Source organism: Granulicatella sp. (assembly GCF_057274575.1).
In genome coordinates this window covers 47,898-65,185 of record NZ_DBHISP010000008.1, presented here as the reverse complement: position 1 = coordinate 65,185, position 17,288 = coordinate 47,898, and the positions used below count along the sequence as shown (strand labels likewise).

Here is a 17,288-nt window from a genome sequence, read left to right as displayed (position 1 = left end):
ATATCTAGATGATTTTACCTGTCCAAGCGCTCATACCGCCTCGAACATTTATGACATCGTAGCCTTTTTTCTTTAGTTTTTTCGCGGCTATCTTACTGCGAACACCAGACTGACAAATGACATAGAGTGTTTCTTTTGTCGCTGGTGTATAAGATCCGATTTCGGTTAGAGGGACATTCTTTGCATTTTTGATATGCCCTCTATGGAATTCCGTAGGCATCCGAACATCCAGTAGCTGAATCGGTTCTCTGAGTTTAGCTTCTAACTCGATGGTAGAAATACTGTCAATTTTTGTAAATAAGTAAAACATAGGCACCTCCAAATATACCCTTATGGGGTATATCAAACCATGAAGTAAATCTTTTGTCAAGCAAGTTGAATTGATCAGTATTGTTTCTTTTTCAGTAAATCGTTTGATTCTTTTTCGGTATACAAGATGTCAACTTACAAACTAAAGAGAGAATTTTTTTGTTGGTAGGTTAATGAATAGAACCTGTCCTATTTATTCAACAACTATTTTCTAGAAAATTACCTTTTCTGAAAACAAACCCCATGCCCTGTTGTAAAATGAAGTGCAACACAAAAGACATGTTCATCTGATATACTAGAGTTGCGAAAAACAGTATAAAGGAAGATGAACATGTCTGCTAATTATCCTACCACAAATCAATCCTACAAGCACTTATCTGAAGCTGAACGAGGAAAAATTGAAGCTTATTTAAGCGTAGGACTCAAACCCGCAGAGATTGCTCGTCTTTGGAGAAATCGCTCTACTATTACTCGTGAAATTAATCGTGGTTCCGTAACACAAGTGAAACAAGTAAATGGACAGAAGGTCTATTACCAACACTATTATGCAGATGCTGCTCATAACCGTTATCATCATGCTAGAGAAGCCAGCTATTATCTTAAACTAGATCGTGTATTGGACGATTTTCTGAGAGAATTTACAGAAGCAATGAGAGAAACCAAGGCTACATAGCGTGGATACCTTTCTTCACACTTAATATTCGTGAAAAAAGCTATGTTATAATTGAAGTATCAGCTATTAGCAAACGGGAGGAAAATGAATGGGATTATTCGATTTCTTATTTGTAAAGAAGGAAGAAGCAGAACCAATCTGTCTTCTTGGAGTAAGTGATGTGATCGGTGTTGATGACAACGCTACAGACTTAATTATTGAGGGCTTTGTTCAAGGAACTCTCAAAGTAGGTGACGAACTTGTTGTTACAAAGATAAGTTGTTTGTCCAAGACGCCTGTAAAAACCGTCATTTCATCCATTTATGTTGATGAAGATGAGGTTCAAGAAGCCTCAGAAAAAATGGTGAAGGTAAAAGTCAAAGATGGGAATAAACTTGGGATTTATAAAGGTACCGTGTTGCATTCGGAAAACGTGACAGATACTCAGGTTTATCATACTTATTGTTTTGCAATGGATATCGCTTTTGTAAGGCAACAAGATGGAATACTCACTGAGGAGGATCGTGAAAAATTAGCCGCTTCAGATATTTCGGAGATTTGGAGTTTATATTGGAAGGCCCATTTTGAAGACTTTGAAAGAGTAAAAGAAATAGAACTGAAGGTGGATCAGAGAAGACGAGATTTCTTTAATTTGATTCGGGAAAAACTATTTTTATTAGATGACATTTATGTAATATACTCAACAAAAACGAACGAACCTCATTTGTTTGCTACTGCATCATTAGATGGAAATAAGGGGATGACTGTTTCACATTCAAGGGTTTATCTGATTCCAAGCTCATACATGCATTACCGTAAAGAGATTTATAAGAAAGATGAGAGATTTGATTTTAAACGGATTGAAAACGGACCTGAAAAAGAGGGGATTCGTAATTTTCTAAGAGATTTATTTATATATGATGGAGTAGAATCGATTCAATATTTCACAGAAGATACGTTGATTTTTGCAAAAGAATTAATGGACCTTCCGAATTATGAAGGGGTAGATGAAGCAGAAATCCCTGTAACGAATCCAGATTTAATGAAGTTTTTGCATCTATCAAGTCAATCGGACGGAATAGAAGATAAAGAACAAAAGAATATCGGTAAGGCATATTTTTATATATTTGCCAGATTTACAAAGACCGCAAAATTTATTGCGCCAATGTGACTTCATGGCTATGACCAATTTCTGGAAGATAACCCGCAAACTGAAATAGAACCTAATATTCCTTTTAATTTAGCGATACAACAAGGGAAAACAAAAGAGAAGGCAGTTCAAGTGTATACGGACTGGAAGAGACTCCGTAAACACTTTGGTGAAGAGTATAAAGGATTAGTTGTAACGCTTGATGAATTGATAAAAGATTATGATGTTGTTATTAATCCTGGAGAATATCCGATAGCTGAATTGATGACAGAAGAATTCTTTAATGCAGTAGATTAAATAGTTATAAGAAAAGCAACTCCTTGAGTTGCTTTTTCTCTAGTTAGAAGCGTCTTTAACCGTATAAAAGAAGTCTTTATCTGTAATAATCTAAAAAATTCGAGGATTGCTAAAATTTTTTTCAAAAACGTTAGAATTTCTTAACTTTATAGTTGCTTTTTAAAAAGAAAAGCGCTATTATACTTGTATCTCTTGCTCTGTAATTTATTTTGCACGGCAATTGATGTTCGACTAACGTTAACTTTCGCAGTGATTTCACCGAAGGCTAGCGTTCTTTTTTTGCGCAAAATTTAGACACTTTGTGATAAAAGAGAAGTATAGTACAATAGTTAGGAAGAATGGAGAGGAGGATTTAGATGAATACAGCAGTTTTAAAACAGAAGATTATTGCTAAAAGCAAAGAGCTGGGCATTGATAAGATTGGTTTTGCTTCTGCCGAGCCTTTTACGCACTTAGAAGAGAGCATGCGTCGTTCCAAAGAACTCGGTCATACGACGGGTTTTGAGCATCCAGTGTTAGAAGAGCGTATTTATCCAGAAAAAATCTTCGATACTCCAAAAACGATTATTTCCATTGCGCTGGCATATCCAACACTTCCAAAAAATAAGCCGGAACGTGTGAAGGGAGAGCGACGCGGAGCTTTTGCACGGGCTTCGTGGGGAGAGGATTATCACTTTATTCTTTCAAGACGCATGGAAGCATTAATCAATTACATTAAAGAAGAAGTTCAAGACGATGATTCCCGCTTTAAGCCAATGGTCGACACGGGTGAATTAATCGATGTTCGTGTAGCAGAGCGTGCAGGAATTGGTTTTGTCGGCAAAAACGGGCTTTTAATCACTAAGGAATTTGGCTCATATGTCTACTTAGGAGAGTTGATTACGAATATCGAGTTTCCAACCGATGAAATGGTGGATTACGGATGCGGCGATTGTACGCGTTGTGTGGATTTCTGTCCAACAGGGGCGCTACTTGGCGACGGGCGTATGAATGCTATGCGCTGCCTGTCCTATCAGACGCAGACGAAAGGCTTTATGCCGCAAGAGTTTCGTAAAAAAATCGGGCATGTGATTTACGGCTGTGATATTTGCCAGCAAGTGTGTCCGTATAATAAGGGAAAAGATTTCCACCTGCACCCAGAGATGGAACCGTCTGTTGAAGAGACGCATCCACTCTTAAAGCCGCTTGTGACAATTTCGAACAAAGAGTTTAAGGAACGTTTTGGACAAATGGCGGGGTCGTGGCGTGGGAAGAAGCCGTTGCAGAGAAATGCGATTATCGCCTTAGCGAATTACCGCGATAAATCAGCAGTTCCACTTTTACTTCGCGTTATGAAAGAAGATATGCGTCCCGTGATGAAGGGGACAGCCGCTTGGGCGGTGGCAGAAATCGTGAACGAGTCCAATCAAGAGATGATTGATTATTTTAACGAGCAAAAAGCAGCAGCGACGAAGAAACTCGAATCGCTTGAAAATCCGTCGAAGGAAGATATCGAGTTAATCGAAGAATTAGAAAAAGCAATTGTAGTCTTACAAGAAAAATGTAGAGAAGAGGCAAACAAATGACGGTGAATCATATCGTATTATTTGAACCACAAATACCGGCCAATACGGGAAATATTGCAAGAACCTGTGCGGCGACGAATTCGCCACTGCACTTAATTGAACCCCTTGGATTCTCAACGGATGATAAGCATTTAAAGCGCGCGGGGCTCGATTATTGGCATGATGTCAATATTACGTATCACAAATCGCTAGAAGCATTCCTCGACTATTTAGGAGAACGCCCTTTATATTTGATTACAAAATTCGCTAACCATACTTATGATGAGGTGGATTTAGCTCGTGATGAGGAACAATTCTTCATGTTCGGGAAAGAGACAACCGGTCTTCCTGAAGAATTCATGCGCGAAAACGAGGAGAAATGCTTACGTCTTCCGATGAACGATACACATGTGAGGTCATTGAATTTATCGAATACGGCAGCAATTGTCGTGTACGAAGCACTTCGTCAGCAATGTTTTGCAGGGCTTGAACTGGTGCACACGTATGATCATGATAAATTAAAGTAGGTGAGTCAATGGATCAGTCCTTATATTTATGTATTGTTTACGCCATTTGTGCCATTGCCTTTGTGATTTTGGCGGTGGTTTCAAAACCACTATATGCAATCTGTGCTGTATTATTTGCCATTTCGTCAGTGGTGCAAGGTGTTCGCTATTTTAAAAAGAAGTAAAATTGCAAAATGATGCTAGTTATGATACAGTGGATGACAGTTAAATAGCAAAATTGATGAAAAAGAGAGTAGTTTTTAACCGAATGTATTAGCGAGTTGGAAGGGTGAAAGCCAACCATTCATTAAAAATGAACCGCACTTTTGAAATGATTATTTGAAATGTAGGATAATCCGGATTCGCCGTTACCGAGTAAAGTGGCTCAATAGGAGCAATCAGAGTGGTACCACGGGAATTCTCGTCTCTATATGACTGTCGTCGTATAGGGATTTTTTTGTGTAAATGGATATCCGAGTATAAAAACAAAGAAAAGGAGAACAAAGATGAATTATAAGAAAATTGTTGCAGAACAAATCGCAAAAACAGTCGGCGAGCATTTGAGCGTTGACGAAATCGTATCAATGATTGAAGTTCCTAAATACGCGAACCAAGGGGACCTTGCTTTCCCTGCATTTACGCTTGCGAAAGTATTACGTAAAGCACCGCAAGCCATCGCGACAGAAATTGTGGAAGCCGTTAGTGATAAACATATCGCACGCGCAGAAGCAATGGGACCATACGCGAACTTCTTCTTAGAACGTAGCGCTTTTGCTGATGAAGTATTAAAAGAAGTCTTAGAACTTGGCGAACATTACGGGGACTGGGATTACGGTCAAGGCCGTAAAGTCGTCATCGATATGTCTTCACCAAATATCGCGAAACCAATGTCAATGGGACATTTACGTTCAACAGTAATTGGGAACGCGATTGCGAACCTTGAGAAAAAAGTAGGATATGAGCCAATTCGTATCAACCACTTAGGAGACTGGGGAACACAATTCGGGAAACTCATTGAAGCGTACAAATTATGGGGTAGCGAAGAGCTTGTAAAAGCAGATCCAATTGCAGAACTCATTAAATTATACGTTCGTTTCCACGAAGAAGCAGAACTAGACCCAACACTAGATGACAAAGGCCGTGCATGGTTCAAGAAACTAGAAGATGGAGATGCTGAAGCGGTTCGTTTATGGGAATGGTTCAGAAGCGAATCATTGAAAGAATTCAACCGCGTGTATGACTTACTAGGCGTGACTTTTGATTCATACAATGGTGAAGCGTTCTATAACGACAAAATGGACGTTGTAGTTGACATGCTTGAAGACGCCAACTTACTAAAAGTGGATAATGGTGCCACAATCGTAGATCTTGAAAAATATGATTTACCACCAGCGTTGATTAAAAAATCAGACGGCGCAACATTATACATGACACGTGACTTAGCGGCTGCAAACTACCGTAAGAATACTTACGATTTTGCAAAATGTATTTACGTGGTAGGGATGGAACAATCAAACCACTTCAAACAATTAAAAGTAGTGTTAAACGAATTAAACTTACCTTGGTCTGAAGATATCGTGCATATTCCATTCGGATTGATTACATTGAACGGTAAGAAATTATCGACACGTAAAGGAAAAATCATCCTTCTTGAAGGTGTGTTAAAAGAAGCAACCGAACTTGCTTTGAAACAAATCGAAGCGAAAAATCCATCGCTTGAAAACAAAGAAGCAGTGGCTCACGCTGTTGGGGTGGGTGCGGTAATTTTCCACGATTTGAAGAACGACCGTACAAACAATTTCGACTTTGCGCTTGAAGAAGTCGTGCAATTCGAAGGTGAAACAGGGCCATACGTACAATATACACATGCTCGTGCAATGAGTATTTTACGTAAAGCCAACCATACTGTCGATACACAAGCGGCCTTCTCATTAACAGACGATGATGCGTGGGAAGTATTGAAACTCATCGAAAACTATCCAAACGTTGTCCGCTTTGCTGAAGAAAAATGCGAACCATCAGTGATTGCAAAATTCGTTATCAATTTAGCACAAGCGTTCAATAAATATTACGCACATACAAAAGTACTTGTTGAAGATGAAGCCTTCAACAGCCGTATCGCTTTAGTACAAACAACAGCAAGCATCCTAAAACAAGGCCTAGCACTTCTTGGCGTGGCCGCTCCAGATGAAATGTAGTCATTGACATCAAGTAGCATAAGCCGTATACTAAATGCACATACAGAAGCAATGAACAAGCGCAGTAGTGGTTGTCCACGGGAGAAAGAAGAGAATTGTCGTTCGGTGCAAGACAATCCCCCACATCCGCGAAGTACACTTGGGAGCACTCCGCTAGGACGTCTCATCCGCGATAAGGATGCTCGAGTGGATGATGCTTTGCATCGTCAACAAGGGTGGTAACACGGTGAAAATCGTCCCTAATAGTCTTTTTGGCTATTAGGGATTTTTTATTTATAAGAAAGAAGGGAAGAAACAAGATGAACATTATCGATGATTTAGAATGGCGCGGAGCCATCAACCAAATGACAGATGAGGAAGGCTTACGTGCCTTAACCAGCGAAAAGGCTGTATCCCTCTACTGTGGGGTAGACCCAACTGGAGATAGTATGCACATTGGACACTTAATTCCATTTATGATTCTTCGTCGTTTCCAATTAGCAGGACATAAACCAGTCATCTTGATTGGTGGAGCAACAGGTTCAATCGGGGATCCAAGTGGTCGTACAAGTGAACGTGTGCTTCAATCAATGGAACAAGTTCAACTCAATGTTGAAAAATTAACAGCGCAAATGAAGAAATTATTCTTCACAACAGATGAAGACCAAGCGACACTACGCCTTGTAAACAACTACGATTGGACAAAAGATTTATCATTATTAGACTTCTTACGTGACTATGGGAAGCATTTCAACTTAAACACAATGCTGGCGAAAGACGTGGTCGCAAGCCGTCTAGAAGTGGGAATTTCATTTACTGAATTCTCTTACCAAATCCTACAATCAATGGACTTCTTGCATTTATTCAAGACAGAAGACGTGCAAGTTCAAATCGGTGGTGCGGACCAATGGGGAAACATCACTTCAGGGCTTGAGTTAATCCGTAAAGTAGAAGGCGCAGAGTCTCGTGCGTACGGTTTAACAATTCCATTGATGTTAAAATCAGACGGTACAAAATTCGGAAAATCAGCTGGTGGTGCGGTATGGCTCGACCCTGAAAAGACAACTCCATACGAATTCTACCAGTTCTGGTTAAACCAAGATGACCGCGACGTGATTAAATACATCAAGTACTTCACATTCTTAGACCGTGAAGAAATCGAAGCTCTCGAAGAAAAAGTGGCGACAGAACCACATAAACGTGAAGCACAAATCCGTCTTGCTGAAGAAGTCACTCGCTTCGTTCACGGCGAAAAAGCCCTAGAAGACGCGAAGAAAATTACAAACGCGCTCTTCACAGGAAACGTACAACAATTAACAGCCGACGAAATCGAACAAGGCTTCAAAAACATGCCAACATTTGAAAGTTCAAAAGAAAGCCAAAACCTAGTAACATGGCTCGTTGACCTTGGCATTGAACCTTCAAGAAGACAATCACGCGAAGACATTCAAAACGGCGCAATTTCTATCAACGGGGAAAAAGTAACGGACCTCGAATTCGAATGGACGAAAGAACAATCCTTTGAAGAACGCTTCGTCATCGTCCGCCGCGGTAAGAAAAAATACTTCTTAGTGGTGTTGAAATAAAAGACTTATGGATGATTCTTTTGAATCCTTGCGGATTTAATTATCATCACTGTAACGTTGCATCAGCGCAAGCATTGGTCTTGCGCCTTAAAAGCCTCAAAGCGGGAGTAAGACAAAAGACAAAACAGGACTCACAGTGTGAGTCCTGTTTGCTTTGTAGTCTTACCCCCGCAAGGCTGATTAGGCATAAGCAAATCACGAGTGATGAAGCTTGTGCCAATCAGCTACTGCGTCTAATTTTATAAAGTACTTTAAGTACGGATTATAAATCCTACGCCCTCTTAGCACAGTGGTTGAATGGAATGAGTCTAGCTGTAAACAGCTATCTCATTCCTATTCAACTTTGTGGGGGAAAGAAAACGAAATGCCATAGATACAAATGTATCCATGACATTTCTGTCTTTCTCCCTCGTTTTTATGCTCTACCACGTTACTGTGATGATAAAATCCGCAGTATTCTCCAGAATCATCCTGTGCCTGTTATATATAAAGTCACTTAGAAAATTACTCTTAACTAACCTGACGATAACGAGCAGTTCACAAAGTTGAAAATAAAAAAAGTTTTTAAATAGATTTTTGAATCCTCTATAAACGCCTACACAATAACATTTCAAAAGCGAATGTAAAAAACACAATATGACATATACGTTATATTGCAAAATAACTTTTTGGTCAAAAGCCCGAATTTGTTGGCTCAAAAACTCACGATTTTGTGTGCGCATTCCGAGTGCAAAAGCTTTGCATTTTTCCATTTAAAACAGCACTCGCTCAATCCATAGAAGCTCAATTTACTTTAAAGCAGAATTCGCAGAGTTATATTCAAGCAGAGAAAATATAAAATTCCAAAGAATGGGCGGATTTTATAATAACCGTAATGGGGAATAGGATTAAATGCGAAATAGCGACCGTCAGAAATTTTTCTGTACGGCCGCTTTGAGGCTTTAAAGGTGAGAGACTTCGGCTCGAACCGGTCTCCCATTACAGTTATTATGAATAAATCCGCAAGGATTCTTTGGAATCATTTTTACTTATACTTTCTCCACGGTTACCGCATTGAAAATAGTATCGAAGTTTTCCATGTTTATAAAACCTGTCTGAGCTTCCATGGCATTGAGCGTACCTGCAGTCACTGCAGTTTTCAAAATGGACTCAACGCTTTCGCCTTTTGCAATCGCATGCGCTAACCCAGCAATCGTTGAGTCTCCAGAGCCAACAGGATTCACGGCGTTGACTTTGGGAATGTTGACTTGATAAAAGACACTTTCATGTTTTGCAAGTGCGCCTTTTGATCCAAGCGAAACAACCACCCAATCCACCCCGTCAAATAACGGAGAGTTCAATTGCTCCTTCAATTCTTCAACCGTTGTCGCTTCAGGAACCCCTAATAACCCAGCGAGTTCTTCTTGGTTTGGCTTAATTAAGGCTGGTTTAGTAGCAGCTTCGAGCGCAATCTTTAATGTCTTTCCAGAAGTATCTAAAAGTACAGGGACTCCGACTGCAGCAGCTTTTTCGATAATCGTTGCGTATAAAGTCTCATCCATTCCACTAGGTAAGCTGCCAGAAATCGTGATGAGATCGACCTCTTTTAATAAGGTTTCAAAATGAGCGAGGAACCCCGCTTGTTCCTCTGGTGTAATGGTAGGGCCAGCCTCTAAGATTTCCGTTTGAAGCCCTTCATGTAGGATGGCAATACAATTACGAGTTTCCGATTGGATAGGGTAGAAGTTGTTTTCTAAGGCAACTTCATCCAATTTTTCTTTAATAAAATCACCGATGTGGCCACCTAGTAAACCTGTTGCGAGTACTGGAGAACCGAGTTGCTTTAAGACACGACTCACGTTGAGGCCTTTTCCGCCAGGTGTCTTGCTTACCTTTTTTGTTCGATTGACGGTATCAATCTTTAATGTGTCAACGGTATATCCGATATCGACCGCTGGATTCATCGTCAATGTTAAAATCATAAAAATAGCTCCCTTCTATTTGTTTGAAATTAATTGAGTAATGTTATTAAGATTGTAAAAATTATATAAATCAGTTTTCCCAAATTTAGTAGAATCTATCAATAAATATTTTTCCGTCGAATTGTCTAGAGCAGTTGCTTGAGTCTGACCTTCTGTAAGAGTAGCTGTCATAATTTTATTGTCTAAAATCCCGTTTGCACTAAAAAACATTTTATTAAATGTTAAATGTGAAATTGCGATATTAGCTAATTCTCCAACAAAAGCTTCTGTATGCTTGCGGTATTCACCACCTACTAAAAACAATTCTAATCCTTCAAGTTTTTTCCTACTTAAAATATTAAAAACTGAAAGGCTGTTCGTAACAACTTTAAGATTTGGAATATCTATTTTCATTGTTAACTGCTCTATAGTAGTTCCAGGGCCTAAAAAAATATGATCATATTCCTTAATTAGCTTCACAGCTTTTTCCGCAATAATTTCTTTTTTATCAACATTTATTACTTTCTTTTGCTTATGAGAAAGTTCGATGGGAAGGTCTGAACTTATATTTGTCGCACCACCATGAATTTTAATTAATTTGTTTTCTCGATCCAACTCTGTTAAATCTCTTCGTACAGTTGCATCGGTAACGTTAAGTAATTTCATTAACTCTGACACAGTTACACTGGATTTTTGTTGAAGTGTACTAAGTATAATTTCGTGTCGTTGTGACTTAAGCATAAATATCCTCCTTTCCCGATATTTCTAATCTCCCTCAGTTAAAATATAGCATAAACAAAAACAAAAAGAAAGAATTTAAACAAAAGCAGACAAATAAAAACGACATAAAAAGAAAAAATAAAACAAAAACAAACAAAAATATGTTGACTTTTATATATTGAGTGCTATAATCGAGGTATAAGAAAGCGGTTTATTAAATATTGGAGGGCTATAATTATGAAAGTAATCATTGGTTCAGATAATGAAGGTCGTGAAATGATGAAAATAATCAGAAAATATCTAAAAAGTCTAAATTTGTCGGTTTTAGACGTGACGAGTTATGAGGAAACAGATTGCGTGACGGGAAGTGTACGGGTTGCAAAAGAAGTATTATCTGATAATGACAGTTTAGGGATTTTTATTGATGGTTACGGTGTAGGAAGTTTTATGGCAGCCACAAAAGTAAAAGGAATGGTTGTTGCCGAGGTGTCTGATGAAAGAACAGCTTATATGACTAGAGAACATAATAACGCAAGAATGATAACACTAGGCGCGAAAATTGTTGGTGAAGAATTAGCAACGAATATTGTAAGAGATTTTTTAAACGGAAAATATGCAGCTGGAAGACATCAAATAAGAGTAGATATGTTAAATAAAATGGCTTAGGAGGTATAAACATGAAAATTGCATTGGGATGTGATCATATTGTCACAGATACAAAAATGGCCATTTCTAAACATTTGAAAGAGTTAGGGCATGAAGTTATAGATGTTGGAACATATGATTTTATGAGAACACATTATCCGATTTTTGGAAAAAAAGTTGGAGAATTAGTTGCTAGTGGCGAGGCTGATCAAGGGGTCGTACTTTGTGGCACTGGCGTAGGTATTTCAAATTCAGTTAATAAGGTCCCGGGGATTCGAGCAGCGTTAGTTAGAGATATGACTTCAGCGGTATATGCAAAAGAACAATTTAACGCAAACGTAATTGCTTTTGGAGGACGAATAACTGGGGAGTTTTTAATTTGTGATATTATTGATGCATTTTTACAAGCTGAATACCATCCGAATTCAAAAACAGAAGAATTAATTAGGAAAATTGACAAAACTATTCATGCTGATGAAGACCAAAATGATCCAAACTATTTCTGCGAGTTTATCAATAAATGGAATCAAGGAGAATACAAAGATTAAGGAGGACTTAGGGTGAAGTATTTATTAGCTAGTCATGGACCTCTAGCAAAAGCAGCTATAGAAAGTGCCCAGATGATAGTAGGAGCTGTTGATAATTTACAAGCAGTGACAGTATCGATTGATTCTACTCTAGAATCTACGACAGATGAAATAAAGAAAATACTAGATTCTTGTAAAAATGAAGAATGGATTATTATTACCGATATTATTGGGGGAACGCCTTTTAATGCATCTTATCGACTTCTTGACGAATATTCTAATATTTTGTTAGTTACAGGGTTAAACCTCCCGATGCTATTAGAACTATTAATGAGTAATAACAAATCTGTTGGTGACTGTAAGTTACAAATAGAAAACATGAAAGATACAGTAATCTCAATTGTTGAAAAGGTTTCGAATCATCAAATTGAAGATGATTCAGAATATGATTTATAGGAGGTGAAAATATGGGTATAGAGTTAGTAAGAATTGATGATAGATTGATTCATGGACAAGTAGCGACAACATGGACAAGAAATTTTGATATCGAACAAATTTTAATTATCAACGATGCTGCTAAAGCAGATCCTGTGCAACATAGTGTTGCAAATTTCGCTGTTCCATCTGGAGTAAAAGTAATTATTTTTGGGGTTAAACAATTTGCAGAAGTAATGAAAAAAAGCGAAATAAAGAAACGAACTATGCTGTTGTTTACCAATCCTATTGATATTAAGTTTCTTGTGGATGAAGGTTTAAAAATATCAGAAGTCAATGCTGGTGGAATGAGATACCAAGAGGGTAGAAAAAGATTAGAAAAAGCGATTTCGGTTACGGAAGAGGAACATAATGCATTTCTGTATTTAATTGAAAAAGGAATTCACATTAATGTTCAAATGATTCCAAAAGATCCAAGAGTAGACTATAAAACATTATATTAATAATAATTAAGGAGGAATAGCAATGATTTTCAAAGCGATAATCGTGGCCATTTGGGCTGGTTTGTGTGCGTTAGACCAATTCGGACCACATTTAGGCTTCAGAAAACCATTACTAGCAGGTGTCGTGGTAGGTATTTTGCTTGGGGATCCAATGCAAGGTTTAATTATTGCTGGGACGCTTGAATTAGTATGGTTAGGAACAAACAATGTAGGAGCGTATCAACCACCTGATGTAATTTCTGGATCTGTAGTAGGAGTTGCAATAGGTATTCTTTCTGGCGGCGGTGAAGCAACAGGTGTCGGAGTAGCAATCCCAGTTGCTCTTCTTGTTCAACAATTAAGTATGATTGTTATGACAACAAATGTTTCTTTAGTTCATGCGGCAGATAAAATTGTACAAAGCGGAGAATTTGGGAAAATTGATAAACTTCAGTATCTAGGAGGTTTAGCATTTTTCTTAAGTAGAGCAATTCCTGTTTTTATCGCAGTCTGGTTAGGAGCTCCTGCAGTAGAAGCGGTATTAGCCTTTATTCCTAAATATATGTTAACAGGATTGACAGTTGCTTCAAAAATTATTCCAGCTGTAGGTATTGCAATGTTACTATCTATGATGTTAAAGAAAAATATGTGGGTATTCTTAGTTTTAGGATTTGCATTAGCAACATTCCTTAAAGTTCCAACGATCGGTATAGCAATATTTGCCTTAGTAGCAGCAGTTCTATATGACATTATGATGAATAATGAAGGACGAGTTGATAGTTCTAAAGAAGATGACGACACTCATGTAGTCATTGCTGATGGGGAAGGAGAGTTTGATTTATAATGGCAGAGAATAAAATCACTAAAAAAGATTTAAATAAAATGTTCTGGCGTTCGCAGATGATTCAATTTTCCCATAATTATGAGCGAATGCAGAGCTTGAGTACTCTTTTTGCGTTGACTTCTATTTTGTCTAGATTGTATAAAGATAGACCAAAAGAGGAACGAGTTAACGCCCAGAAACGTCATTTAGAGTTCTTTAATAGCCATCCAGTGCTTATTCCTTTTATTTTAGGTGTAACTACTGCTTTAGAGGAAAATACTGAGGAAAATGAAAAAGAATCAGTGATTGCTGTAAAAACTAGTTTAATGGGACCTTTAGCCGGTTTAGGAGATAGCTTATTGAACTTTACGTGGTTTCCAATCGCTGGAAGTATAGGTGCTTCATTTGCCGTTGAGGGCAACTTCATTGGACCGATTTTAATGTTCCTAATGATTAATCTCTTGTATTTCCCATTAAAATATTATGGAATCCATTTGGGATATCAAAAAGGTAGAGATATTCTTACATCTAAATCAGGGAAGAAAATCTTGGATAGAATTACTACCTCCGCAAACGTTCTAGGAGTTATGGTTGCAGGTGCTCTTATAACAAGTACGGTCAAACTGAATCTAGGTTTGCAGTTTGGTGACGGGGATGGGGCAATCAAGCTCCAAGAAATGTTGGATAAAGTATTACCAAATATGCTTCCATTATTAATCACACTTTTATGTTTATATTTAATTAAGAAATGGAACGGAAAGCATATTGTTGCTATTATCCTATCGATTATTGTAGTTGCGATGTTGCTGTCAGCTGCAGGTATTATTGTGTAAAGGAATGAAGAAAAATGAGAGTAATATTGGTGTTAATGGATACTCTTAGAAAAGATTTTCTAAAAACATATAATCCAGAGACTTTTGTTAACACTCCGAATTTAGATAAATTTGCAAGTGAATCAACGGTGTTCGATCATCATTATATTGGGTCGACACCTTGTATGCCGGCTCGAAGAGATATCATGACTGGAAGATTAAATTTTTTAGAAAGGTCATGGGGACCGATAGAGCCCTACGATATTACCGTTTCGAAAGTGCTTCAAAAACATAATATTTATTCTCACTTAACAACTGACCATACCCATTATTTTAGATTGGGTGGGGAAGGATATATTAATCAATATACCACTTGGGATTTCCATAGAGGTCAAGAAGGAGATCCGTGGATTTCTCGTATAAAGGATCCGGAATGGATGCCTGAGCAGTATTATGGGAAGTTAAGAAGACAATATCAAGCGAATCGGGAAACTTGGTATGAGGATGAAGATAAGTATCCGACGCCTCGAACCTTTAAATCGGCATGTGATTGGTTAGAACTAAATAAGGATGAGAAAGATTTCTTCCTCCAAGTTGAAGTGTTTGATCCACATGAACCTTTTGATGTTCCTAGCAAGTATATGAAGATGTACGATGATTCGTATACCGGACCATATTTTGAGACACCAAACTATGGATCAGTAGATGTCCCAGAAGAGGCTGTTGATTATATTAGAAAAAGATATGCAGCGTTAATGACAATGACAGATGTGCATTTTGGCAGATTAGTCGACAAAATTAAAGATTTGGGAATGTATGATGATACGTTAATAATTGTGACTTCAGACCATGGATACTTTTTAGGAGAGAGAGAGCTGTTTGGGAAAAATTATATGCATAATTATAACGAACTGGCTGCTTTACCATTATTCTTAAAAGATCCTCTTGGGAGAAAAGTAGGAGAGAGAATTTCAGCAGTATCTCAAAATATAGATATAATGCCAACAATTCTAGACTATTTTAATATTGAAACCCCAACCGAAGTTCAAGGGAAATCCTGGTTGCCACTAATTGAAGACCAAAATTATGATAAAAAATATGCTGTTTATGGTGCTCATGGTATTACAGTAAATATTACTGATGGCCGATACACTTATTTTAGATCGCCTAATAAAGACAATAGTCCTTTATATGAATATGCAGGGATTCCAACTACTATTCGACACTATCTTGGAGAGAAAAATCCTGAAGATATTGAAATGGGGCAGTTTTTGAAGAGAACAAAATATCCTGTTTACAAGGTTCCTATTGATAAACCTGCTATTTTGGACGGTTTAGGAGATATGCGAGAATATACTAAGGATAGTCTCTTATTTGATTTAAATACTGATAAAGAACAAAAACATCCTATTCAAGATGCTAAGATAGAAGACAGAATGAAAAGAGCTTTAGTTGAACAGTTGGAAGAGCTAGAAGCTCCAGAAGAACAGTTTAAGCGACTAGAGTTAGATGATTTAGAGTAAATTTTAACCGATTGTGGTGAGTATCTTACTACAATCGGTTTTATTAACGGAGGCAAGTATAATGAAGTTGATACCAGGTGGGTTTTATCAAATTGGTTCTAATAAAAAGAATGGATTCGAATATGATTTTGAAGGGCCAAAAGTAACGGTAAAAATTGATTCTTTCTATATCGATGAAACACAAGTAACAAATGAGGAATTCAAAAAATTTGTTGATTTAACAGGATATATAACGGAAGCAGAACGAATGGGTTGGTCTTATGTTTTTAGATATTTTCTTCCAGATAACATAGAAAATAAAATTGAAGTGCATAAGGCTCCTTGGTGGATAGCTATTGAAAATGCGAATTGGAGGGCTCCTTTAGGTGAAGGGTCATCAATAAATGAGATTATGAATCATCCGGTTGTTCATGTTACAAGAAACGATGCTGTTGCATACTGTAAATGGGCTGGAAAAAGATTACCTACAGAAGCGGAGTGGGAAATAGCCGCAAAAGGCGGAACCAACAATGAAGAATATTTCTGGGGTGACGACTTTAAATCAGAGATGAATAAATACTGTAACACTTGGCAAGGGGAGTTTCCAATCTTGAATACGAAAGAAGATGGATATGATGGAACAGCTCCAGTAAGAACGTATTTGCCAAATGGGTATGGACTATATGAAATGGTTGGTAATGTTTGGGAGTGGTGTGTCAATCCAGGAAAATTAGAATTAATAACTTTTGATAAAGTATCTGGAAAAGATTTTTGGAGAGAACATCAATCGATTGACGACGAACTATATGCAATTAAAGGAGGATCCTTTTTGTGCCATGCGTCATATTGTAATAGATATAGATTGTCTGCAAGAAACAGCAATACAGCGATGTCTAGTAGTCAGAATATGGGTTTTAGATGTGTTAAGGATGTTTAGATAAAAAAGAGTTACATTTTGGTATGTAACTCTTTTTAAATTTGTGCTTAACCAAGTTTTTTGTTCAATAAACATATTAAACCAGAACAGAGTTGAAACCGTTTGTAACAAAACTTTTTCATGTGTCATAAAGGGGAGTGCGCAAGAGTTAAAAAGCAGAAATTCGCTTCAAAAATCTCCAAAGATTCACATTTTAGCCTGTAATATTTTATAAATTTCTCCTTTTTTTGTATCAAAAAGGTCA

General features: G+C 37.6%; 18 protein-coding genes, 1 pseudogene and 2 other annotated features. Of the genes and pseudogenes, 16 read left to right on the top strand and 3 right to left on the bottom strand.

The window, feature by feature from the left end; all coding sequences use genetic code 11:
* Positions 1 to 4: 4 nt before the first annotated feature.
* A complete protein-coding gene (locus ACO5V7_RS05615; protein ID WP_485485393.1) occupies positions 5 to 310 on the bottom strand; it encodes a rhodanese-like domain-containing protein in 306 nt (101 codons plus the stop codon).
* A gap of 324 nt (positions 311 to 634) precedes the next feature.
* Here ACO5V7_RS05615 and ACO5V7_RS05610 point away from each other — a divergent pair.
* The 8 genes and pseudogenes from ACO5V7_RS05610 to tyrS all read left to right on the top strand — a co-directional run.
* Positions 635 to 1,004, top strand: a pseudogene (locus ACO5V7_RS05610) (helix-turn-helix domain-containing protein); the annotation flags it as partial.
* A 66-nt stretch (positions 1,005 to 1,070) separates the two neighbouring features.
* Positions 1,071 to 2,132 (top strand): SseB family protein, encoded by a 1,062-nt coding sequence (locus tag ACO5V7_RS05605; protein ID WP_485485392.1) that lies wholly within the window; start codon positions 1,071 to 1,073, stop codon positions 2,130 to 2,132.
* A 111-nt stretch (positions 2,133 to 2,243) separates the two neighbouring features.
* Positions 2,244 to 2,408 (top strand): hypothetical protein, encoded by a 165-nt coding sequence (locus tag ACO5V7_RS05600; protein WP_485485391.1) that lies wholly within the window; start codon positions 2,244 to 2,246, stop codon positions 2,406 to 2,408.
* 356 nt (positions 2,409 to 2,764) lie between these two features.
* A complete protein-coding gene (queG, locus tag ACO5V7_RS05595; RefSeq protein ID WP_485485390.1) occupies positions 2,765 to 3,973 on the top strand; it encodes a tRNA epoxyqueuosine(34) reductase QueG in 1,209 nt (402 codons plus the stop codon).
* Entirely contained in the window at positions 3,970 to 4,479 is a 510-nt protein-coding gene (gene trmL / locus ACO5V7_RS05590; protein WP_485485389.1) for a tRNA (uridine(34)/cytosine(34)/5-carboxymethylaminomethyluridine(34)-2'-O)-methyltransferase TrmL, read from the top strand. Before queG ends, trmL begins: the two co-directional genes overlap by 4 nt.
* A gap of 8 nt (positions 4,480 to 4,487) precedes the next feature.
* The gene (locus tag ACO5V7_RS05585; protein ID WP_160313175.1) at positions 4,488 to 4,643 is read left to right on the top strand and encodes a hypothetical protein; all 156 of its coding nucleotides are present in this window, start codon (positions 4,488 to 4,490) and stop codon (positions 4,641 to 4,643) included.
* A gap of 47 nt (positions 4,644 to 4,690) precedes the next feature.
* Positions 4,691 to 4,890, top strand: a binding site (T-box leader).
* Positions 4,891 to 4,964: 74 nt separating this feature from the next.
* A complete protein-coding gene (argS, locus tag ACO5V7_RS05580; protein WP_485485388.1) occupies positions 4,965 to 6,656 on the top strand; it encodes an arginine--tRNA ligase in 1,692 nt (563 codons plus the stop codon).
* 42 nt (positions 6,657 to 6,698) lie between these two features.
* Positions 6,699 to 6,900, top strand: a binding site (T-box leader).
* 55 nt (positions 6,901 to 6,955) lie between these two features.
* Complete coding sequence (gene tyrS, locus ACO5V7_RS05575) at positions 6,956 to 8,221, top strand: tyrosine--tRNA ligase (RefSeq protein WP_485485387.1); 1,266 nt, start codon at positions 6,956 to 6,958, stop codon at positions 8,219 to 8,221.
* A 1,028-nt stretch (positions 8,222 to 9,249) separates the two neighbouring features.
* Here the strand turns inward: tyrS and lacC are convergent.
* Positions 9,250 to 10,182, bottom strand: a complete 933-nt coding sequence (gene lacC / locus ACO5V7_RS05570; RefSeq protein ID WP_485485386.1) for a tagatose-6-phosphate kinase — start codon at positions 10,180 to 10,182, stop codon at positions 9,250 to 9,252.
* 15 nt (positions 10,183 to 10,197) lie between these two features.
* Positions 10,198 to 10,902 carry a DeoR/GlpR family DNA-binding transcription regulator gene (locus ACO5V7_RS05565; RefSeq protein WP_485485385.1) on the bottom strand — a complete coding sequence of 235 codons (705 nt, stop codon included), beginning with the start codon at positions 10,900 to 10,902 and terminating at the stop codon, positions 10,198 to 10,200.
* 216 nt (positions 10,903 to 11,118) lie between these two features.
* Between ACO5V7_RS05565 and lacA the strand changes: the two genes are divergently transcribed.
* From lacA to ACO5V7_RS05525, 8 genes are all read left to right on the top strand, one after another.
* Positions 11,119 to 11,547 (top strand): galactose-6-phosphate isomerase subunit LacA, encoded by a 429-nt coding sequence (lacA, locus tag ACO5V7_RS05560; RefSeq protein WP_485485384.1) that lies wholly within the window; start codon positions 11,119 to 11,121, stop codon positions 11,545 to 11,547.
* Between the two features lie 11 nt (positions 11,548 to 11,558).
* Entirely contained in the window at positions 11,559 to 12,074 is a 516-nt protein-coding gene (gene lacB, locus ACO5V7_RS05555; RefSeq protein WP_485485383.1) for a galactose-6-phosphate isomerase subunit LacB, read from the top strand.
* 12 nt (positions 12,075 to 12,086) lie between these two features.
* A complete protein-coding gene (locus tag ACO5V7_RS05550) occupies positions 12,087 to 12,509 on the top strand; it encodes a PTS sugar transporter subunit IIA domain-containing protein (RefSeq protein ID WP_485485382.1) in 423 nt (140 codons plus the stop codon).
* Between the two features lie 11 nt (positions 12,510 to 12,520).
* A complete protein-coding gene (locus ACO5V7_RS05545; RefSeq protein ID WP_485485381.1) occupies positions 12,521 to 12,991 on the top strand; it encodes a PTS sugar transporter subunit IIB in 471 nt (156 codons plus the stop codon).
* 22 nt (positions 12,992 to 13,013) lie between these two features.
* Entirely contained in the window at positions 13,014 to 13,814 is an 801-nt protein-coding gene (locus ACO5V7_RS05540) for a PTS mannose/fructose/sorbose/N-acetylgalactosamine transporter subunit IIC (protein ID WP_485485380.1), read from the top strand.
* Entirely contained in the window at positions 13,814 to 14,626 is an 813-nt protein-coding gene (locus tag ACO5V7_RS05535; RefSeq protein ID WP_485485379.1) for a PTS system mannose/fructose/sorbose family transporter subunit IID, read from the top strand. Before ACO5V7_RS05540 ends, ACO5V7_RS05535 begins: the two co-directional genes overlap by 1 nt.
* A 14-nt stretch (positions 14,627 to 14,640) precedes the next feature.
* Complete coding sequence (locus ACO5V7_RS05530) at positions 14,641 to 16,128, top strand: sulfatase family protein (protein WP_485485378.1); 1,488 nt, start codon at positions 14,641 to 14,643, stop codon at positions 16,126 to 16,128.
* A 61-nt stretch (positions 16,129 to 16,189) separates the two neighbouring features.
* Complete coding sequence (locus tag ACO5V7_RS05525; protein WP_485485377.1) at positions 16,190 to 17,044, top strand: formylglycine-generating enzyme family protein; 855 nt, start codon at positions 16,190 to 16,192, stop codon at positions 17,042 to 17,044.
* The last annotated feature ends 244 nt before the right edge of the window (positions 17,045 to 17,288 follow it).